Genomic DNA, 19,570 nt, shown 5'->3' with positions numbered 1-19,570 from the left:
CAGGATGACCACTGCCCATGGGGGCACTGCCAACGCGTTACCGGTGATCACGACTCCGATCGAGATGATCGGCCCGGCGACCGTCGCCAATGCCTCACCGTTGGGCCTGGGACTGTTCCGGATCGCTGAGGTCGGCCCGACTGGCAGCCTGACGCTCACCACCGGGGTGGTGTTCACCCGCGGCAATGTGCTCGGTCATGGCGGCGGCATCCTCAACCGCGGTGCGGTCACTCTTACCGGGAGCTCCCTGACCGGGAACACCGCGTCGGGCAACGGTGGCGGTCTGGCCAATCTGGACACTCCGTCGGGCACGGCGCCCGCGGCGACGTTCACCAACAGCCCGTTGTCGGGCAACCTCACTCTGCTCGGTGACGGTGGCGCCGTCTACAACGGTCTGCGGGGCACGCTCACGGTCACCGGGGTGACCGGTAGTCCGTTGTTCATCACCGGTAACAGCGCGGGGCGGGGCGGCGGGATCTCCGCGGTGAACTCCACCGCGACGACCCTCACCCAGACCGCCGTGACCAACAACCACGCGTTGCTGACGCTGGGCAATTCCGGTGGCGTCTATCGCCAGGGCGGCACCATGACCACCACCAACGCCCCGATCACGGCCAACACCGCCAACAACTGTGTCGGCAGCGTCCCCGCGGTCCCCAACTGCACCGGATGAACCCACCACCCCGGTGACATCACGTCAGGCGCACAGCCTGAATCTGTTTCACCCCACTGTAAGGAGCACTCCCTCATGGGCATTGTCATCATCGGCGGCCTGATCGACTCCGTGGTCGGCATCGTCAACGGCGCCGCAGCGGGCATCATCGGCGCCGCCAGCGCCGTCGTCCGGCCCCTCCTGCCGCTCTAATCCCAGAATCCGACTCGGCACGACCGCTTGCCAGGCCTCACACCTGGCGAGCGGTCGTGCCTTTCGCAGTGCGAGACCGCCCGGGTTCGGCACGGTCGGAGCGGTGCCGTCACGATCGTCCCTACGGACACGGCGCCGGTGAAGCCAACGAGGAACCCGACAACACCTGGGCGGCTTTCTGGCTGACGGTGATCAGCGTCGAGTTGGCTTCTTCTGACGAGTGCGGTGCATCGCTTCCCCGGTGACGTGCGTGCACGTCGGTTTCGACAATGCGACTTTGTTGGTAGTCGATGTCGCCGATCGGCGAAATGGGTTCAGGGTTCGAGTGACACGTCGACTGGGTTTTCAGTTTTCTCGTACTCGTCGACTGAATTTCGCCGGACGGCGACTATTGCTCGATCTGGGCGCCTTTCAAGGAGGGGCAATTACTTTATGGCAGCGGTTGGCTCGCATTGAGGGGAAAAGGGGTGGCGTTCGAGTGGCTCGTGGATGTGCGCCTTCAAATCCGATTGGGGGAAGTGGACGCTGTGACGTCGAGGGTGTTGGTGGGATCCGGTGCCCTTTCAGGTAGCGGCACCGGGCAGTGACCCCAGCCCCCGGTCACCACACCACTCCCCGGGGTTCGTGGCATCGGCCCGGACCCACCCCACGGGTGGAGTTGGATTATGAGATCGACAGCGCACAGCACAATCACGGGCAGGCTCAGCCAGGCTTTGATCGGTCTGGGCACCATAGCCGGGTTCGCCTTGGCAGCACCGGGCACGGCCCACGCCCAACCGGTCGGGTGCACCCAGACTGGCGAGAACTTCGTCTGCACCGCCGGTATCGCCGCCGGTGAAACGCTCACTGGCACGGGCAACGCCAACATCATCACCATCACCGGCGGCCCCGTCAACGGCACGGTCAACGCACTCGGCGGCAACGACACGATCAGGGTCACCGGGGTGACCGGCGCCGCCGGTACTACCGGTGCCCCAGGTGCGAACGGCACCGTGGGCACCCCAGCCGGTACCGCCGGAGGCAACGGCGGGGTCGGGGCCACCGGCGGTGTCGGTGTCGGCAGCACCGGAGTCATCGACGGTGGTGCGGGCACGGACACCATCACCGTGAACGGCGGCCCAGGTGGTAACGGCGGCAACGGTGGTAACGGCGGGACTGGTCTCGCCAGTGGCGCCGGGGGTGCCGGCGGCAACGGCGGGGTCGGCGGGGTCGGCGGCGGCGCCAACGCCGGGACGATCGACGGCGGTACCGGCAACGACACGATCACCACCACCGGCGGCAAAGGCGGCAACGGCGGCCTGGGCGGCGTCGGTGGCTCCAGCGGTGCGATCGCTGGCGGAGCCGGAGCCGGTGGGATCGGTGGTGCGGGCGGCGCTGGTGGTGTCGGCAACTCCGCGACCATCAGGGGCGGCACCACCGACGCAGGCGTTGACACTCTCACCGCGACCGGCGGCGCGGGTGGTCTGGGCGCCGCTGGTGGTGTCGGCGGCTGCGGGTACGGCGGCGGCGGTGGTGGCATCGGCGGTGCCGGTGGCGCCGGCGGCGTCGGCAACTCGGGCACCATCAACGGTGGGGACGGCGCCGACGTACTCAAGGCCACCGGTGGCCTGGGTGGCAACGGCGGTATCGGCGCCAAGGGCGGCAACGGCATGAGCGCCACCCAACCTGGCGGCGCGGGCGGCGTCGGCGGAGCAGGTGGAGCCGGTGGAATCGGCAACTCCGGAACCGTCAACGGCGACGCGGGCGCCGACAACATCACCACCACCGGCGGCAAAGGCGGCAACGGCGGCGCAGGGGGCAACGGGGGCACCGGCTGCGCCGGACCCGGCGGTGCCCGCGGCCTCGGCGGCGCCCTCGGTGCCGGTGGAGCCGGAAACTCCGGAAGCATCAACGGCGGAACGGGCGCGAACGTCATCAACATCGTCCTCGGCGCCAACGGAATCGTCGGCGCCAACGGCGTCGCCGGAGTCAACAACGGCGGCGTCTGCTCCTGCTGACCACCCCACTGGAGGCGCCGCGGCGCCTCCAGTGGGGTGGTCAGCAGCCGCGGTGTGCCGGTGCGGCGGTGGACTGTTCACCAGTTCACCGCCGCAGGAGGCACCTCCACGCACCCGTGAGACACGATCTGTACGTCGACGGGAGCAAGCGTTCACCGAGCGGCCGCAGAAGCTGGAAAAACAAAGCAGCCGACTAGGTCACATATCGCGCACATTCGCAAATTCTATGCGACAATCGCGGGCAAAAAGCCGTGGGTCTAGCTATTTCAGACATTCTGGTGTAGCCTCTGGAGTGGTTGTTCATGACCGCCGGTGACCGCTCCTGTGGGACGTTTGAGTTTTTCACTCAACCACCATCGGTCTCAGCTCCATGAAAGTCATCATGCGACACAATCGCACAATTCTGCCCTTACCGGGGTCGCCATTCTGACCACCGGTACGGCTCTCCTTCTCCCCGCGGCGGCCCATGCCCAGAACGCGTCCGTCCCGTGCACCGAATCAGCACTGGTCACTGCGGTGACCTCGGCCAACGCGGCCGGTGGTGGGACAGTGACCCTGACCCCGGGCTGCACGTACACCCTCACAGCCAGCCATGGCGACGACGGGGTGAACGGCCCTGCAGGGCTCCCGATCATCACCACCCCCATCACCCTTGACGGCAACGCCAACACCATCGCCCGCTCCGCTGCGGCGCCCGCGTTCCGCATCGCCCAGGTTGGTCCCACCGGCGGAACCACGCTCAAGGCGATCACCTTCAGCGGCGGCCAGGCCGTCACGACCGGCCACAACGACGGCGGCGGCATCCTGAACTTCGGTGCGGTCACATTGACCGGCAGTCAACTGTCCGGCAATACCGCAGGCGGCCGCGGCGGCGCCCTCTACAGCACGGGCACCCCGGCTGCGACGACGTTCACCAGCAGCACCGTCAAGAACAACACCGCGAATCAGAGCGCCGGTATCGCCAGCGTCAACGGCACGCTCACCCTCACCAGCAGCGTGGTCAACACCAACACCGCGACCGTGAACCCCGGTGGGATCTACTACGTCGCCGGATCGGCGTCGCTCAACACCTCCACGGTGACAGCGAACACGCCGACCAACTGCGTCAGCAGCCCTTCCCCCGTTCCCGGTTGCATCGGATAACAGAAGCCGTTCGACCACAACAGTCAAACCGGGCCGCCTCGTTCGTGAGGTGGCCCGGCTTCATGGCACTCAGTTCGGCGGGTTGGGGTCTTGATCTGACCGCAGCTCAGAAAGATGCGGTGACGGCGTCTCAGCTTCACGCGGGTCTCGATGTCCGGTGTGGTCGTCACAACTGGCGGTGTCATGAGTGAATCCCCGTGTTAGGTCGTTCTTCCGTGCGAAATACCATCGGCGAAAAAGGGTTTCCGCGGCTGTGCTGTCTTCGAGGCGCTAGGCCACGTGACGTGCCGGTCCAACCCACGAGCTCAACGCCATGACCAGTGCCGGAAACTCCATCGCTGGGTCGGTTGACCAAGGCCACCACGCTCCGTCAACGTTGCCAGGAGCCGCTGTGTCATGACGCCGGTGTGGCCCCGCATAGATCAGCCCGGCTGCGTCGTGGGTCCATCGTGGACACGATGTCTCCCTCAATCCTCGCGGCAGCCGAAGAGACCGCACACCGCACCTGTACACGGCGGCGATCACGAGGCTGTGCAACGCGAATCCGCGCCAAGTGGGATGTGAGACTAGGACCGACAAGTCGGTGAGGGTGGTAGCGGTCAGCTCATGGGTCATCGACACGTGCAGCTCCTGATCGTCTTGCATGGACGCCACCAGGGAACGGAGCAGCATCGGCATCTTCGGGGAACCAACAGTAGATCCGGCGGACCGATAACGCACCCTCAGCCGCGCGAATGGCGGACCGCTGGTGGGTGGAGGAGACGGCAACGCGGGCACCGCAGGGGCATGATGGTGTCGTGACCGACTGCGCTGGATGCCTCCGCTACACCTGTCGCCGTTCGATCATGAACGAGAGCGGGTACCGGGTTACCATGAGAGGCACGCGATCCGGTGACGCAGTGGCGCGCCGATCAGCATTGATCGCCCCAGACTTCGGCGGTTGAGTTCCATGGCCGACGCTCGGAGGCGATTTCTGTGACTACCGTCGTTCGAAATTCCCCCCATCCTCGCTTCGCGATGGACATCCTGCCTGGTGAGAAGACCTCGATGCAGATGGTGGTGGTCAAGCTGATCGCGGCCACCACCGCCAGGTGCGTCCCCCACCTCGATATCGCGCGAGGCGACCGTTGGTCCGGGGGAAGAGCGCCTCGCCCGCCGACTCGGGGAAACGGCGACCGCATGCCCGGCGCCCGGTGCCGAACCATCGGTGCGACGCCGAGAACCGCTGGTTCCACGACGGCAGTCGGGTCAGCAGCGCCTGCGAACTCAAGCCGGTGACGCTGTGACCGAGAATCGCCGCGAGCGAATGCGTGCGCTGCTGGCAGCAAACGACAACGGCCAGGCTGTGGCGTTGACAAGGATCTGCATGCTGGCGGTGTCGGAGCTCGTGGTCAGCGGTGCCGGGATCACGTTGATGGACCGGCCGGGGGCTCCCGACGCGCAGCAGCGCCTGGCACACGCCACCGACGCGGTCGCCGCCGGGCTGGAGGAACTGCAGCTCACGGTAGGCGAGGGGCCAGGATTGTCCGCGGTCACCGGCGGCGTGCCGGTCATGGTGCCCGATCTGGCGCTGGCCACGGCGCGGTGGCCCGCATTCGCCTCAGGTGCGCTGGCCCTGGGTGCGGCAGCGGTGTTCGCGTTCCCCCTGCAGCTGGGAGTGATCGGGCTGGGAACACTTGACTGCCACCGGGCCACCACAGGTTCGCTGAGCCAGCCGCAGGCGGTCGACGGACTGGTGCTGGCCGAGCTGGCCTTCGAGGCGGTGCTGGACGAGATCGCCGGGCACCCTCCGGACGACCTCGGGTGGATCTCCGACATCCACGCCGAGGTCCACCAGGCGTCCGGGATGGTCCGCGACCAGTTGGGCGTCAGCATGCAGGAAGCGTTGCTGCGGATCCGCGCCCACGCCTACGCGAACGACATACCGTTGGCCGCGGTGGCCCGGCGGATCGTGAGCCGCCAGCTCTTGCTGGGTACACAGGAATGATTCGGACAGTCAAGGAAAGCAGGCACCGGTGAACCACCGTCATGAACAGCGACTGGCGCGGGTGTTCGTCGAACTGGCGGACACCTTGATCGACGAGTTCGACATCATCGAGTTCCTGAACATGCTCGTCGAGCGTTGCGTGGAACTGCTGGATGTCGCCGCGGCCGGAGTAGTGCTCTCGGACCAGCAGGGCGGGTTGCGTATGGCCGCCGCGTCCTCCGAGCGGGCCAGGCTGGTCGAGTTATTCGCCGTCCAGGCAGATGACGGCCCATGTCTGGACTGTGTGCGAACCGGGCTGCCCGTGTCCAGTGCGAACCTCGCGGACGATGGCGACCGGTGGCCCCGGTTCGTCCTGGCCGCTCGCGAGGCGGGGTTCAGCGCCACGCACGCGGTGCCGATGCGGCTGCGCCAGACCGTGATCGGCGCGTTGAACCTGCTTGACACCGAGTCCAACGGTGTGGACGAGATCAGCGTGAACCTGGGCCAAGCGTTGGCCGACGTCGCGACGATCGGCGTGTTGCAGCACCGCGCGATCGACGACAACGCGATCCTGACCAGGCAGTTGCAGACCGCACTGAACTCGCGAATCGTCATCGAGCAGGCCAAGGGTGTGTTGTCCGCCCACGCTGACGTCGACATGCAAACCGCGTTCGTCGCGCTGCGCGGCTACAGCCGATCGAACAACTTGCGCCTGTCCGACGTCGCTCGCATGGTCGCCGAAGGCGAGGCTGACATCGACGCCATCGTGGCGCACAAACAGGTGTCCCCACACGGACAGGCGCTGCACTGAACCATCTGCTGGGTCAGCCCCCCGAGACCAGAGAAACGCATCCAGCACCAGCGCGGTGTCCCGTGGCTCAAGACATGAGCCCGGCATTCCTTCTCCACTCGCGCAACGCCAGTCAACCAACAGAGAATGGATGCACAAGGAACATGAGCCACTCGGACCACGAACCGCTCCGTCCTGTGTGGTCGGTTGTCGCGCAGTCGTCGATACGTCTCGTCCGCGCCCCCGCATCCGGCGTGGATTTCATGACGCTGCTTCTACACAAAGCATGTGCGGACGGTTGTACGTGCACGACGGAGCTGCTGCCGCAACTGGGAACGGGATGCTGTCCGCGCGATGTTGTCAAGCTCGTGTTGTCGCCCCAGCCCCCGGTGGTTCGTGTCCGACGGTCGATGCCCGGAGCCAAGTGATGGGCCAGAAACCGTTGTTCGGTGACACGCCACCCCCAGATGGGAGGGGACACGGCCATGCCTGACTCGTCGTCCCGTCCACACTTCGTCTCCGCCCAGCTACTCCCGACGGAGTCGAAGATCTCCAGCGATCTGCTCGTTGCCGTGGGCGCTGGCGACGAACATGCGTTCGCCGAGCTCTACCAGCGTTTAGTGGGAACAGTCTTCGGTATCGCACGCGAGATCCTGCGGGATGCCACCCGGGCCGAGGAAGTCACCGAGGTCGTCTTCGTGGACGTGTGGCGGACCGCCGGCCAGTACTCGCCCGATCATCACGGTGGCGGGTTCGAATGGGTGATGGCGATCGCCCACCGCCATGCTGTGGTCCGCCTTCGGTCGACCGGCGAGGCCCGTTCGGCCCGCGGCAGCTGGCGACAGGTCACGAACAGTAAACCTGACTCGACCGTCGCCCACAGCGGACTCGGCGCCCTTCCTCCGATGCAACGCGAATCGCTCGAACTAGCCTACTACGGCGGAATGACCTACACCGAGATCGGCGAATTCCACCACGTCGCGGCAGACCGTGCGAAATCCCTCCTCCGCGACGCGCTGATCCGACTGCGCGACCGCGCGTAAACAGTTGAGAACCACACTCAACGAGACGTGTCGCCATGCGGGCACTCGGCAAAGCGGTGTGGTCCGTGGTCCGCTTCGCCAGCTCGGCGTACTGATTCACATTCACTCTCATGTTGGTTGCCCATCGACCCGAGCGGGCCTACAGTCGAATCCGTCATCAGCCCTTCACTACGGGAGCTGATCCTGAACGCCCAGTCCCCGCGCTCTCGCTCAGGTACTCGTGGTCTTCCGTCGCGGGAGCACCACATGAACCACCACCAGGCCCGATCCCGTCAGGGACACCAGACTGTGGCAGTCACCAGCGAGGCATACGATGAGGACATCATCGTCCTGCGGGTTCTCGGTGAGGTCACCACCGAGTCCACCCCCACGATAGATCTGGATGTCCGCCGCGTGTGCCGATCGGATCCGACGGTGCTGCTCGTGGACCTCACCGGGGTGACATTCTTCGGTGCGGCCGGACTCACGCTGCTCCTGGACATCTACCGACGAACCGAGTTGTCCGGGACGGCGCTGTCCCTGGTCGCGTCCCCGCGCATTGTGCGACTGCTCGTGATCACCGATCTCGCACGGATCTTCGACGTCCGCGGCACGCTGCGCCACGCTGTCAACGCCGCCCGCGACGTTCTGGCAAACGTCCCCTGGCAAGACCTCGCAGCGGCGACGCCACCCTCCGGTGCGGGCAGTCGCCGACGCCTACTTCGACCGGTACCGGATTAGCTCGAGTCTCAGCCTGTTCGGCTGGGTCCCGGGTTGCCGGATGACTTCTTTCTGCCAGTGCTCGGTTTTCTTGCCGGTGCTGGAGCAACTGGCCGACGGTTCGCCCCCCACACACGTCGACCTCGACACCGGCTCCCGGACCAGTCGAAGTGAACGCCGACGAGTCTCCTTATCGGAATGCGAATCAGTGCGCCGGACCGGCGAAGTGGACCACGGACCACACCGTTTTGCCCCGTCCGCACTGCCGTATTCCCCACCGCGCCGACACGGCGTCGACAAGAGCGATCCCGCGCCCACCAGACCGCGTCGCGGAAGGCGGCAGGAGCACCGGCGGTTCGGGATCCCCATCGGTCACCTCAACCCGTACCGCGTCATACCCACAGCTGATGACCAGCATCTCCGGGCTCGCCGTATGCAAGTCGGCGTTGGTGACGAGCTCGATCACCACCAGCAGGATGTCCTCCAGACTGTTCGCGGTGACCACAGTGTCGAGTCGTTGCCGAACCCATGACCGAACATCGGTCAACGCCGGGTGGGCATCGAGGGGACAGTTCCAGACAGCGCTCTCGTGTTCATCGAAGCGCTCAGGCATGACTGCGATCACGCTCCTACACCATTTCCTGAGGATGACACCGGCAACGCCAGGTGTCGTCTTTGTGGGATGCCCCGCGCCCGTCACGTTAACCACGCGCACCCTCCTGGTCGGCACGCATCACGCCGCCCGCGCCGGAGTGCGGTGGCCGACATCCCGCCCAACCGGTTTCCGGAGCGGACGCATCGTTCGACGGCCGGTAGCCAGGGCGCGGAGGTCGGATAGGCTGCGGTCGAGATCCTGACCGTCGGGTGGTGCCAGAGTGAGCGATGACCACGCGATTTCGATTGACACGCGGTTCGAACCAGCAGACGGCGGCCGGGACACGGCCTTGCGGGACACCGGGCTGTCCGCGCGACCAGATCCCGGGATGGACCGGTTCGCGCGTCTGGTGGCCCGCGTGCTGGACGCACCGGTGGCGCTGGTGGCGCTGGTGACGTCGGACCGTCAGATCCTTCCAGGGCTGGTCGGCTTGGGCGACCCGTGGGCCCGCACCCGCACGACGCCCCTGACGCACTCCCTGTGCCACCAGGTGACATTCTCCGGCGAGCCCCTGGTGCTGAACGACACCGCGGCGCACCAGCGCTGGTGTACGCATCCAGCCGTCGTCGACTTGGAAGTCGCCGCGTACGCGGCGATGCCGCTGACCGATGAGGAAGGGCACATCCTAGGGTCGCTGTGCGCTGTCGACACCGCACCGCGGGCATGGACCGAAGCCCAACTGGACGATCTGGCCGACCTGGCCGCCGCGTGCAGCGCCGAACTGCGGCTACGGATCCTGTCGCGGCGCATGGCCCACGCGCACGCTGTGGCCCAAGACGCCAGTCAGCGCGCCGACGCACACGCCGAACGGACCCGAATCGCGCTCGGCCGCTCGCAGTTGCTGCTGCGGGCCGCGGAGGACTTGACCGACACCACCAGTCTGGCCGAGGTGCGCCGACAGGTCCGTGAGCTGGTCACCAGTGACCTCAAGCCCAGCTACGTCGGTCTCGTCCTTGTCGAGGACGGGCGGCTGCGACGCCTGACCGACGTCGACGACGACCCCGCAGGGGCGGTGGAGAGACACTACGAGACCTACCACCTTGACGACGCCTGGCCCACCGCCCGCGCCGCTCGCGACAACACCACCATCGTCATCCAGAACACGGACGAACTGGTCGCCGGCGGCTACAGCGACCAAGCAGTGGCAGCGTGGACCAGATTGGGCTTGTGTTCCGCGATCTGCGTTCCTCTGCCCGGCACCCGAATCCCGCTGGGTACGCTGGTGATCGGCTGGGACACCAACCACGAACTGGACGTGGTCGAGCGCGCGGTCGTCACAGCCCTGGCCGGGTACACCGCCCGCGCCGTCGAACGCGCCCTCTTCGTCGATCGCCAAATCGCCGTGGCGCATCAGTTCCAGCAAGCCATGCTCACCGAACTACCCGAGGTCGACGGCTTGGACATCGCGGCGCTGTACCGACCAGCCGCAGCCGGGGAACTGGTGGGTGGCGACTGGTACGACGCCTATTCGCTTCCCGCGGTGAAGAGCGGACCGAATTCGTCGACACTGGGCGGTGTCGCTGTCACGATCGGAGACATCACCGGTCACGACATCGAGGCCGCCACCTTGATGGGCCAGGTGCGGAGCATGCTGCGGCAAGCCGATCTCGACCACCTGGGTGCCGATCCGGCAACGGCGGTCCGCGCTCTCGAACATGCCAATCGGGCACTGCGCATCGGCGCATCCGGCACACTTGTACACGGTCACCTCCGCCCAATGCGGTCCGGGCACTGGGAACTCGTGTGGAGCAATGCGGGGCATCCGCCGCCATTGCTGCGCTCCCCCGACGGCACCGTCGACCGCCTGGACGCCGCACACGAGATCCTGCTCCATCCGAGCCTCGTACCCCAGCGCCGCACCACACATCGGACACTCCTACCGCCCGGATCGACGTTGCTGCTGTACACCGATGGCCTGGTGGACCAACGCGGTCACGACATCGACGCGGGGATCGCCCGCACTGCGGAGTGGATAACCGACCATCCTGAGTACTCACTGCCGCAATTGCTGGACAGCATCGCCGATCAGGTCGGCGGCCCGCACCCGGAGGACGACATCGCCTTCCTCGCTGTCCGGACACCCGACGCCCACAACCAGTAGTCCGGCTTGCACAGGGCGATGATCACCCTGTGCACCACGAGCTCATCTCCCGCTTCCCACACGTTTAAGCGCGCCCCACGTCGGGAATCTTTCCAGGGCCAGGCCCACAGCCAAACCCATGTCACAGCACAGTCCGTCCACTGTGCCTGTTCGGACCCGATTCGGCCAAGGCCCGCGTCGGCTCTCACCACACGGAGGCACACGCATGCTTGTTCTTCTCATCGTCCTGCTCGCGATGTGGCTGGTTCTCGCGGTCGTCGGGTTCGCCCTCAAGGGGTTGGTGTGGCTGGGGATTATCGGGATTGTGCTATTCCTTGGTACGGCCGCCGTCGGAGCTGCCCGGCGCAGGAGCCTCCGCCGATAGTTCGTGGAGGTCCGCTGTTCCCGCGATCACGGCGCGGGCCAGGTCGGTCAGGCGCTGCTGACGGGAGCGGGCATGGGCCCGCAGCCGGTTGAAGGCTTCATCCGGTGATGTCCCGCCGCGTTCGGCGAGGATCCCTTTGGCCTGCTCGATCACGATCCTGGTGTCGAGCGCGTTCTGCAACTGCCCGGTGACGCGTTCGCCGTGTTCGATAGCGCGGTGCTGCAGGATCGCGATGGTCGCGATGTCGGCGAGGGCCTGCGCCAGTTGCGCGTCGTCGTCGTGCGGAGCGCCAGAGCGAGTATCGAACAAGGTCAGCACACCGATGACCTGGTCACGCAGCCGCATCGGCACTGCGTGCACAGCACGAAAACCGCAATCCCCCGCTGCGGCGGTGAACCGTGGCCATCGTTGTCTGTGTGTCTCGATGTCGTCACAGGTCACCGGTTCCCCAGTGCGTACGCACTCCACGCAGGGCCCGTCCGCCGTCTGAGCCGCGAACAGCGCCAGCAGCTCTGCCCGCTCCGATGAGCTGGCCATGACATCCAACGACCTGTCAGAGGCGACCAGCATCACCCCGGCGGCGGACACCGAAAGCAGCTCGACCACCCGCTCCGTCAACATGTGCAGGGCATCAGAGATGTTGAAGTCCGTCACGAGCGTGTCAGCCAGCGCGACAAACGCGCGCGACACCCGCTGCTGACGCGAGGCGGTATCCTGTGTGTCCGACATGAAACGGCTTCCTCCCAACAGCCCTGCGGCTATCCTTGCGGCACGATCGCCGGATCACTGAGCAGAACTGCCGGATCCACGGCGGAGGTAGCCACGTCGCGCGCGACGTCGGACAGGCGTCGGTGATGAGCTCGGGCATAGGCGCGCAAAACCAGATACGCCCGGTGCATGTCCAAGCCGCCGGATTCCGCGAGAACTCCCTTGGCTTGTTCGATGACGGTCCGATGATGCAACGTGGCCTGCAACTGCTCCGACACGATCTGCTCGTGCTGCACCGCGCGCTGCTGCAAGATCCCGATCGTCGCCACGTCAGCCAAGGCCCGCCCCAGCTCGATACTGTCCCCGTCGATGGCGGTGGCATGGGTGTTGAGCAGGGTCAAAGCGCCGATCACCTCGTCGCGCAGCCGCATCGGCACCGCGCACGCGGCCCGGAACCCGGCCCCGACCGCGGCAGGAGTGAACTGCGGCCAACGGCCCGTGTCCACGATCAGGTCATCGCTGGTGACCACTTCACCGGAGTGCGCGCAATCGACACACGGTCCTTGTTCGGTCTGCGCGGCGAACACCTCGACCAGTTCGGCGTCCTCGGAGGAACCTGCCGCCGGACGCCAACCACCACGCTGATCAGACAGGATCACACCCGCGGCATCGACCTCGAGCAGTTCGACAGTCCGCTCGGTCAACACCCCGAGGAAGTCCAGCACGTCGAAGTCGGCGACCAAGGTGTCGGCCAAGGTCACGAAAGTGCGCGCCAATCGCTGGTCCCGGGCGTTGCTCATCACGACGACCTTTCCTCTCCCACCATTACTGCCCGTCCATGTCGTGGCTGAAACGCAGTGAGCGCGCCACCACCTGCCCGGCGACCTCAGCCAGCGTCATACCGCGGGTGAACGCGTAACCGCGCATGCGCAGCAACGCCAAGTCGGTGCTCACCCCCAACTGCACCTGCACCATGCCCGCGGCCTGGTGTACCTGCAGGTGCGGGTCAGCCAGCCAACTCACATCCTCGGTGCTGTGACCGTCAAGGTCAGCTACCACGCCATCGGTAGCCACATCACTCAAGATCAACGCGTCGGCCAGCTCCAGCCGAGTGAGAGGACCAGGCACGTCCCGGTACAGGTCCAACGATCCCAGCCGCGCGACACCGATCTGCAGCGGGAAGGAGAACACCGCGGCAGCACCCAGCTCACACGCGGCGGGGGTGAACGCCGGCCACCGCGTCCGCTCCGCCGCCAAATCGGCAACCAACACCGGACCACCCGACGCGAACGCGTCCAAACACGGGCCCTCGCCCACGGTGAGCTGCAGATCTTCGAGACCAGCGCTGACGACGTTGGTGGAGTACACCAATCCTCGGCTCGGCTGAGCCTCTCCCCCGCCGCCGAACACGGGAAGATGACTCAACACCGTGGCACCCGCCCCGGAAACCGAAACCTCCAACACGCACCGCTCACACACCAGCGCGACCATCGACGCGGGTGTGTTGGCCAGATCGGCGGCCAGCAAATCCAGCAACCACTGACGCCGGTTCTGCACCATCTACCCTCCGTGCTCCGCCGTCGTACCCGGTCAACCCTAGGCCCCCTCCCACCCACCGCACACCCCGGCTGTCCGGACACTTTTCACGATGTGGTGGCCACAGCTTGGTCCGTGACGGAACGTGCCCGCTGAGAGATCGCGTGTCGCACCCAGTGCCGGAAGACGACGAGTGCCTGGCGGAGCGCGGCGCCGGACGCCCCGGATCAGCTCCCGCGGCGACGACAGCCGGGCCCTTCAGCGTGGTAACTGAGCGTGACAGTAGGGCATCGTCCGCGTACAACAGCAACCCACCAGGTCACTGACCACTTCCACCTGCCTCCGTCCGGACCTTCAGGGGGCGCACCTTCCGGCAGTTCGAACGCGCCCGCGCACATCACGGCCAGCGTCGTGGTGCACGACCGGGAACCGTGTTGCACCGCGACCTCGCGGCACGATCACTTGCAATGCCGCAAAGGCTGTCAGACATCGACAGGCGCATCACGCCAATTCACGGCGATGGGCAGCCGCTGCACGGGCACTCTGCTGAGATACTCGCCCGCAGAGCTCGGCCGGACAGGACATCCTGGTGGAGTTCATGGTTGATCATGGTCAGGTGGTGAACTCGGCGTCCCGGTCGGAGTGGATCGTCCCGTTCACAGGGCTGCAGCCTGGCCAGTTCCGCAAGCTGGTGCGGCTGGTGGCCCACCGGGGCGGTGACACGATCACCGACGGCCGCCCGGGACGGCAGTGGCGCCTGGACCTGGCCGACCGGGTATTGCTGGTGGCCACCTACTGACGAACGAACCTGTTTTCGATTGACCTATGCCACCTGCGGGGCTTGTCGAGCCTACCGACTCACCAGAGGGTCAAGGACGTGCTCCGCAGCGCGCAACGCCTGACTCAACACAGACCGAGGTCCGAAGAGGGCAGAAGTGGCCGTTGCTGATGTCGCGTTCAAAGGCGGTCAACATGCTGAAGCACAGTCAGAGTCACTACCGCCTTGGGCATGTTCAATGCCTTCGAGCGGAACGATCTTCTGATGGTGACGGTGACGCCACTAACGGGTGACGAAGTCGATTGGAACCGGCTCGGAAGGCCTCGGTCGCACAACGGGTCATGCCGCGTTTCCGTTGTACCATCGTCTTCCCACTTGGCGTAGCAGTCGTAAACCGTCTTGTACGGCGGGACGTCGTGCGGCAGGTACTCCCGTGCGATCCGGTCCGCACACGCACCGGATCGCATTCACGATCTCTCGCAGGTCATGCACACGCATCGCTGCGCCCGGCCCACGCCCGGCGGCACGCCACGCCGTCAGCGTTGGTTCGATCAACTTCCACCGAGCATCGGACAAGTCGCCGCGATACGCACACCGGAACTCCCCAAGTTGATCAAGGTATCAGCCGACACCGGACACGGACATACCCCAACCAAGATCAGATGCCCTCTTGGTCTACCGAGATCGATTCGCCCCCACCGTTTCGCGCGGCGCAGTCGAGTCCGAACCCGTTTCCCCGCCTTCGTTTTCCGCGAATCCCGGTCCAAGCGGCGGAGGGGTACGACGAAGGCCGGACACGGCGACCGCCGCACCCGTCATGCCGCCCATCACGAATATCGCGAGGGTCGTGAGCCAGTGGCGTCGTGCTCGTCGCCCGAGCAGTGCGTCGCCCGCCTGGTGAATCCGCCCGCGCACGCCGCTGTTGACGTCACGGGCGCGTCCAGCCGCCGCCCGCGTCCAGTCGGACGTCCGTCTACGCGTAGTTCGCGTCATTTCGTCTCTCCTGAGGTTCTTCACAAGTCCTAATAGGTCAATGCAGGGCGGCTGACCTCGTCGCATGACGGCCCGTCTGCACGATTGAATGTCGCCCTGGTTGAGCCCGCCCGCTCCGGGGGTCACCGGCTGCACACAGGCCCAACCGACAGACAGGGGTGCGGCCACGCCGGGGGCGGAAACGCCCCGCATGAGCGCCATCGACACTCCAACGGCCGAGGCTACTCAACCGCCACGACAGCAGTTCGGGTCGCTACGACTGCACCTCGAGTCGACGACGAGCGGTAACCCCTGTCAGGGCCGGGGATCTGGCCTCTCCGATATCGAGAGCACCGGACCCAACACCGGCGCCGAAATATCTCGACTGCGCTGACTGTACTCCACATTCCCGCTGATCGCTGGACGGGAAAAGCTCCGGCGGCCCGCTTTTCGCTGCCATACCGGCGTATACTCGCTCTATCGGGAGTATGTCGAGCAGACGCGCCGTGGGCGCGCCACCGGACTCGAGAGCCGAACCCGAACATCCGGGAACCGGAATCACCCGCCGCTGATGGTCCATCGTGGAGATTGCCGCGGCCCTGCGACGAGGTCACGAGGCGGTGACCAAGGAAGGCAAACCATGCCAGGCACGCCGGAGGAAGCAACCGCCATCGTCCAACGAATCCGCCTCATCACCGGATTCCACTCGTCCGAGCGCGACTGGATCATCCGGCGCCTCGCGGCACTCGCCCCCAGACTGCGGTCCTTCCCGTACGGTCATGTCGATCTGGAGATCAGCCTCAAGGAACGCGGCGGCGCGGACCAGCGGGTCACGCTGGAATGCTGGATTCGCCGCTCCAGCAGGCTGCACCTGGTTTCCATGTCGTCGGCCTCAGACATCGCGGCGGCGCTCAACGAGGTCCGCGTCCACCTCATCCGCCAGCTCGATGACACCAAGACGCGAACCGAACCACGAAGCAACCGTGCGCTCAGGCATCCCTCGACACCGGAGCCGAAGCAGCCGCCCCTCGAAAGCCCATAAGGGATCATCGGAACACCTCGGCGACAAGGCCGGGCGCCCTGCGCGCTCCGTCGACGACTGGAGTAGGGTCACAAACGTCCCGATGTTCTTTCTCGACGTGGGCCATGACCCCGCTGCGTCCGGAGATGGCGCTGTCAACGCGGCGGAGGTGAGCTGTGCGGTTCCCTGTGGCAGCTCGGGGCCGTATCACATGAGCGACCCGGGCGACATCAATGAATTGGTTGAGAGGGTACGCGCCGCGTTGTTCGCCATCGTGCGGGACCACCACGACGAACTCGACGCGGTGAAGCAACTGTGCGAGGCCAGCACCGAACTGCTTCCCATCGACGGCGCCTCTATCTCGATCTCCCTCGGACCGCAGCTGCGCAACACCTTGCACGCCAGCGACGCGGTGGGCAACCGGATCGAGTCCCTGCAGTTCAGCCTGGGTGAAGGACCCTGCTTCGAGTCCTTCGAATTCCGTCGGCCCGTGCTGGTGCCGGATCTGGCGAACTTCACCACGCGGGAGTGGCCCGTGTTCGCCACGGAGCTGGCGCGGATGCGGATCGGAGCGATCTTCGCCTTTCCCATGCAGCGGGGGGCGATCAGGATCGGAGTGGTCGACTTCTACCGCGTGCGGCCCGGATGGCTGTCCCCCGGCGAACTCGCCGCCGCGCTCGAGGTGGTGGAGATCGCAACGCTGTTGCTGCTCAACGCGCAGTCCGGGACGACCACCGCGCTGTACCGGCCCACGAGGCGACTCGACCACGAACAAGTACACCAGGCCACCGGAGTGCTGATCGCGGCTTTCGACATGTCCGCCGAGGAGGCGTTGGCCAGACTCCGGGCTTACGCGTTCGCCAACGATCAGCTCGTAGACGACGTCGCACGCGACATCATGGCCCGCCGCCTCTCCCCGCAGGACTTGGTCGATGAGCCATGACCGCACCGGGCGCACTACCCTCGATGCTGGGATGACAGAAACCGGAGCAACCAGATGACCACGTCACCGTCGGGCGCACAACGCGAAGCCAGGCTGCTGCGCGCCTTCGTCGAGATGGCGGACACTCTCGTCGACGACTACGACGTGATCGACCTGATGCACCAGCTCGTTGACCATTGCGTCGACCTGTTGGACGCCCACGGAGCCGGCCTCATGCTGATCGACCAACGCGGCGGTCTGCGGCTGTTCGCGTGGTCGACCGAGCAGATCCGGCAGCTGGAACTGATCCAGATCCAACAGGACGAAGGGCCGTGCGTCGACTGCGTGCACAGCGGCGAGCCGGTGCTGATCACCGACCTGCGCGCCGCGGTCGACCGGTGGCCGCGGTTCACCGCCGAAGCCCTCCGTGCCGGTTTCGCGTCCGTTCACGCCATCCCCCTGCGGCTGAGGCGGGACACCATCGGCGCGCTGAACCTCTTCGGCCTGCGCCCGGTCCCGCTACCCGCCGACCATGTGCGTGTCGCACGCGCGTTGGCCGACACCGCGACGATCGGGATCCTGCAGGAACGGGCCATCCACCGCGGTGAAGTACTCACCGAGCAGTTGCAGACCGCGTTGAACAACCGGATTGCCGTCGAGCAGGCGAAGGGCATCGTCAGCTACGCCATGAACCTAGACGTCGACGACGCCTTCCGAGCACTGCGGGCGTACAGCCGCAACAACAACATCCGGCTGAGCGAGATCGCCAACCAACTCGTGACCGGCCACCTGCGGCCGGATGCCGTCCTGGCTTCGTCACCACCACCGTCCGACGGGGGTTGACGAACAGACCCGGCTCCCGCCGCACCACTGGTGACCTTGTTGGCGTATCATGGTGATACCGAGAGCATTTCGCGCGCAGGCAGCCGGGTTGGCGCCGTCCTCGGTGTGTCCCCCATCTGGTCGTGCGGCGGCCGGGACGGAGCACTGGCTCGTGTCAGGCTCGACGAAACTCGGCTTCAAAGACTTGAGTGCCCCTCTGTGCCACGTGCCCACATCCCTGGCACGCCCACGATCGGATCGCCGTCCGCTACTGCATCGCGACCACCCACGCATCCAACACGAGCAGTCGCAATTGCGTCTGTACCAACAAGGAGACCCGATGAGCACTACCGCGAAGTACGTGTCCCGCTACGACGAACGCGTCACCCTGATCAAGGACACCCTGCGAAAGCACTCGAAGCTCGACGAGAAGTCCTCGTTCGACCTCGCCGAGCGCATCCTGGACGTCCTCAACCACATCCCCGAAGAAGTTCGCTGAACAGACTACTCGTGGGCCCGCTGTCGGTGCACCTCGTTCACTTACCGATGTGTACGGTCCGGGAGCCGCCGTGTGCGCGCGGCCGGAACTGGCCGCCACTGAACCGGTGCACAGGCATCAGCACACCCGCGACGTGATGTCCGCGCGGCCGATCGCTGTCGCGGCGGACACGCCGGTGATCTGCAGTGCCGGTGGCACCGACCCGGACTTGTTGGCGCACTTCCGGCACAGCGGACTTCCGGTCGGCACTGACCTGCGCGACTTCGGCGGCGAGGCGGATTTCGCCTGCCGCGTGAAGGAAGCGATCGCCGACGGCCTGGTGATCTCGATGGAGTATCCACACCCGACCACGTTGTGCCCGGACGAGAACTCGCTCAAGAGCGCGCACCTCGTTGGGCTACCTGAACAACAAGGCCACCATCACCACCCTGGTCGACCCACGTTTCCAAGCCGAGCGCGACATCGTCACGCGTGCGCAACTCGCAACGGCGGCACCAGAGGACCGATCCTGGGTGCTCAAGGCCGTCAGCGACGACGCGCATGGCGGCAGCCTCGATGTGTACCTGCACAAGGCGGACGAACACATCACTCTGCCCGCGTTCACCGACGTGCTCGACGAGTTCGTGGTCGAGGAGTACCTGCGGATCCTGACGAACTGGGGCCTGCAGTTCGGGGTGGGAACGGACGGG

At 66.1% G+C, this 19,570-nt stretch carries 20 protein-coding genes and 1 pseudogene; 15 read left to right on the top strand and 6 right to left on the bottom strand.

Annotated elements, in window-relative coordinates; genetic code table 11:
- Window positions 1-43 precede the first annotated feature (43 nt).
- The 3 genes from ALI144C_RS00460 (at window position 44) to ALI144C_RS00450 (ending at window position 4,005) form a co-directional block, all read left to right on the top strand.
- Window positions 44-673, top strand: coding sequence for a hypothetical protein (locus ALI144C_RS00460; RefSeq protein ID WP_143230296.1), 630 nt, complete (start codon window positions 44-46; stop codon window positions 671-673).
- Between the two features lie 857 nt (window positions 674-1,530).
- Entirely contained in the window at window positions 1,531-2,862 is a 1,332-nt protein-coding gene (locus ALI144C_RS55170) for a hypothetical protein (RefSeq protein WP_076984972.1), read from the top strand.
- 312 nt (window positions 2,863-3,174) lie between these two features.
- Window positions 3,175-4,005: a hypothetical protein gene (locus tag ALI144C_RS00450; RefSeq protein ID WP_202818807.1), complete on the top strand. Its 831-nt coding sequence runs from the start codon at window positions 3,175-3,177 to the stop codon at window positions 4,003-4,005.
- Window positions 4,006-4,275: 270 nt separating this feature from the next.
- Here the strand turns inward: ALI144C_RS00450 and ALI144C_RS57090 are convergent, their stop codons facing one another.
- Window positions 4,276-4,620 carry a DUF5994 family protein gene (locus tag ALI144C_RS57090; protein WP_237773871.1) on the bottom strand — a complete coding sequence of 115 codons (345 nt, stop codon included), beginning with the start codon at window positions 4,618-4,620 and terminating at the stop codon, window positions 4,276-4,278.
- A gap of 667 nt (window positions 4,621-5,287) precedes the next feature.
- Between ALI144C_RS57090 and ALI144C_RS55165 the strand changes: the two genes are divergently transcribed.
- From ALI144C_RS55165 to ALI144C_RS00430, 4 genes are all read left to right on the top strand, one after another.
- Window positions 5,288-5,992 carry an ANTAR domain-containing protein gene (locus ALI144C_RS55165; protein ID WP_076984971.1) on the top strand — a complete coding sequence of 235 codons (705 nt, stop codon included), beginning with the start codon at window positions 5,288-5,290 and terminating at the stop codon, window positions 5,990-5,992.
- A 28-nt stretch (window positions 5,993-6,020) separates the two neighbouring features.
- Window positions 6,021-6,782: a GAF and ANTAR domain-containing protein gene (locus tag ALI144C_RS00440; protein WP_076984970.1), complete on the top strand. Its 762-nt coding sequence runs from the start codon at window positions 6,021-6,023 to the stop codon at window positions 6,780-6,782.
- A 464-nt stretch (window positions 6,783-7,246) separates the two neighbouring features.
- The gene (locus ALI144C_RS00435) at window positions 7,247-7,804 is read left to right on the top strand and encodes a sigma-70 family RNA polymerase sigma factor (RefSeq protein WP_168211130.1); all 558 of its coding nucleotides are present in this window, start codon (window positions 7,247-7,249) and stop codon (window positions 7,802-7,804) included.
- A gap of 288 nt (window positions 7,805-8,092) precedes the next feature.
- Window positions 8,093-8,524, top strand: a complete 432-nt coding sequence (locus ALI144C_RS00430; protein ID WP_168211129.1) for an STAS domain-containing protein — start codon at window positions 8,093-8,095, stop codon at window positions 8,522-8,524.
- Window positions 8,525-8,708: 184 nt separating this feature from the next.
- Here the strand turns inward: ALI144C_RS00430 and ALI144C_RS00425 are convergent, their stop codons facing one another.
- Window positions 8,709-9,116 carry an ATP-binding protein gene (locus ALI144C_RS00425; protein ID WP_076984986.1) on the bottom strand — a complete coding sequence of 136 codons (408 nt, stop codon included), beginning with the start codon at window positions 9,114-9,116 and terminating at the stop codon, window positions 8,709-8,711.
- Window positions 9,117-9,378: 262 nt separating this feature from the next.
- Between ALI144C_RS00425 and ALI144C_RS00420 the strand changes: the two genes are divergently transcribed.
- Window positions 9,379-11,259: a SpoIIE family protein phosphatase gene (locus ALI144C_RS00420; RefSeq protein ID WP_202818806.1), complete on the top strand. Its 1,881-nt coding sequence runs from the start codon at window positions 9,379-9,381 to the stop codon at window positions 11,257-11,259.
- Between the two features lie 307 nt (window positions 11,260-11,566).
- Here ALI144C_RS00420 and ALI144C_RS00415 read toward each other — a convergent pair whose 3' ends face one another.
- From ALI144C_RS00415 to ALI144C_RS00405, 3 genes are read right to left on the bottom strand one after another with little or no spacing between them, the layout of a single operon-like run.
- Entirely contained in the window at window positions 11,567-12,352 is a 786-nt protein-coding gene (locus tag ALI144C_RS00415; RefSeq protein WP_076984968.1) for a GAF and ANTAR domain-containing protein, read from the bottom strand.
- Window positions 12,353-12,381: 29 nt separating this feature from the next.
- Complete coding sequence (locus ALI144C_RS00410) at window positions 12,382-13,131, bottom strand: GAF and ANTAR domain-containing protein (protein ID WP_076984967.1); 750 nt, start codon at window positions 13,129-13,131, stop codon at window positions 12,382-12,384.
- Window positions 13,132-13,156: 25 nt separating this feature from the next.
- Complete coding sequence (locus ALI144C_RS00405) at window positions 13,157-13,891, bottom strand: GAF and ANTAR domain-containing protein (RefSeq protein WP_076984966.1); 735 nt, start codon at window positions 13,889-13,891, stop codon at window positions 13,157-13,159.
- Window positions 13,892-14,465: 574 nt separating this feature from the next.
- Here ALI144C_RS00405 and ALI144C_RS58815 point away from each other — a divergent pair.
- From ALI144C_RS58815 to ALI144C_RS55160, 6 genes and pseudogenes are all read left to right on the top strand, one after another.
- Window positions 14,466-14,786, top strand: a pseudogene (locus ALI144C_RS58815) (IS5/IS1182 family transposase); the annotation flags it as partial.
- A gap of 1,471 nt (window positions 14,787-16,257) precedes the next feature.
- Entirely contained in the window at window positions 16,258-16,659 is a 402-nt protein-coding gene (locus tag ALI144C_RS00390) for a Fis family transcriptional regulator (RefSeq protein WP_076984964.1), read from the top strand.
- A gap of 217 nt (window positions 16,660-16,876) precedes the next feature.
- The gene (locus ALI144C_RS00385) at window positions 16,877-17,581 is read left to right on the top strand and encodes a GAF and ANTAR domain-containing protein (RefSeq protein WP_237773870.1); all 705 of its coding nucleotides are present in this window, start codon (window positions 16,877-16,879) and stop codon (window positions 17,579-17,581) included.
- Window positions 17,582-17,635: 54 nt separating this feature from the next.
- The gene (locus tag ALI144C_RS00380; RefSeq protein ID WP_076984962.1) at window positions 17,636-18,403 is read left to right on the top strand and encodes a GAF and ANTAR domain-containing protein; all 768 of its coding nucleotides are present in this window, start codon (window positions 17,636-17,638) and stop codon (window positions 18,401-18,403) included.
- Window positions 18,404-18,591: 188 nt separating this feature from the next.
- Window positions 18,592-18,726 (top strand): RGCVC family protein, encoded by a 135-nt coding sequence (locus ALI144C_RS58810; protein ID WP_202818805.1) that lies wholly within the window; start codon window positions 18,592-18,594, stop codon window positions 18,724-18,726.
- Window positions 18,723-18,881, top strand: a complete 159-nt coding sequence (locus tag ALI144C_RS55160) for a DUF6307 family protein (RefSeq protein WP_168211128.1) — start codon at window positions 18,723-18,725, stop codon at window positions 18,879-18,881. Before ALI144C_RS58810 ends, ALI144C_RS55160 begins: the two co-directional genes overlap by 4 nt.
- Window positions 18,882-18,998: 117 nt before the next feature.
- Here ALI144C_RS55160 and ALI144C_RS00375 read toward each other — a convergent pair whose 3' ends face one another.
- A complete protein-coding gene (locus tag ALI144C_RS00375; RefSeq protein ID WP_076984961.1) occupies window positions 18,999-19,259 on the bottom strand; it encodes a hypothetical protein in 261 nt (86 codons plus the stop codon).
- A 14-nt stretch (window positions 19,260-19,273) separates the two neighbouring features.
- Between ALI144C_RS00375 and ALI144C_RS00370 the strand changes: the two genes are divergently transcribed.
- The coding region (locus tag ALI144C_RS00370; RefSeq protein ID WP_143230291.1) for a hypothetical protein at window positions 19,274-19,570 on the top strand (297 nt) is incomplete at its 3' end.

Origin of the sequence: Actinosynnema sp. ALI-1.44 (assembly GCF_001984155.1) — a bacterium.
Lineage (GTDB): Bacteria > Actinomycetota > Actinomycetes > Mycobacteriales > Pseudonocardiaceae > Kibdelosporangium.
This window is presented reverse-complemented; position numbering and strand designations above follow the sequence as displayed.

Coding starts and splice junctions, on each gene's coding strand:
- ALI144C_RS55170 (WP_076984972.1), top strand. CDS start 1,531: ATGAGATCGACAGCGCACAGCACAATCACGGGCAGGCTCAGCCAGGCT.
- ALI144C_RS00405 (WP_076984966.1), bottom strand. CDS start 13,891: ATGGTGCAGAACCGGCGTCAGTGGTTGCTGGATTTGCTGGCCGCCGAT.
- ALI144C_RS00410 (WP_076984967.1), bottom strand. CDS start 13,131: ATGAGCAACGCCCGGGACCAGCGATTGGCGCGCACTTTCGTGACCTTG.
- ALI144C_RS00390 (WP_076984964.1), top strand. CDS start 16,258: ATGCCAGGCACGCCGGAGGAAGCAACCGCCATCGTCCAACGAATCCGC.
- ALI144C_RS00425 (WP_076984986.1), bottom strand. CDS start 9,116: ATGCCTGAGCGCTTCGATGAACACGAGAGCGCTGTCTGGAACTGTCCC.
- ALI144C_RS00415 (WP_076984968.1), bottom strand. CDS start 12,352: ATGTCGGACACACAGGATACCGCCTCGCGTCAGCAGCGGGTGTCGCGC.
- ALI144C_RS00380 (WP_076984962.1), top strand. CDS start 17,636: ATGACCACGTCACCGTCGGGCGCACAACGCGAAGCCAGGCTGCTGCGC.
- ALI144C_RS55160 (WP_168211128.1), top strand. CDS start 18,723: ATGAGCACTACCGCGAAGTACGTGTCCCGCTACGACGAACGCGTCACC.
- ALI144C_RS57090 (WP_237773871.1), bottom strand. CDS start 4,620: ATGACCCATGAGCTGACCGCTACCACCCTCACCGACTTGTCGGTCCTA.
- ALI144C_RS00435 (WP_168211130.1), top strand. CDS start 7,247: ATGCCTGACTCGTCGTCCCGTCCACACTTCGTCTCCGCCCAGCTACTC.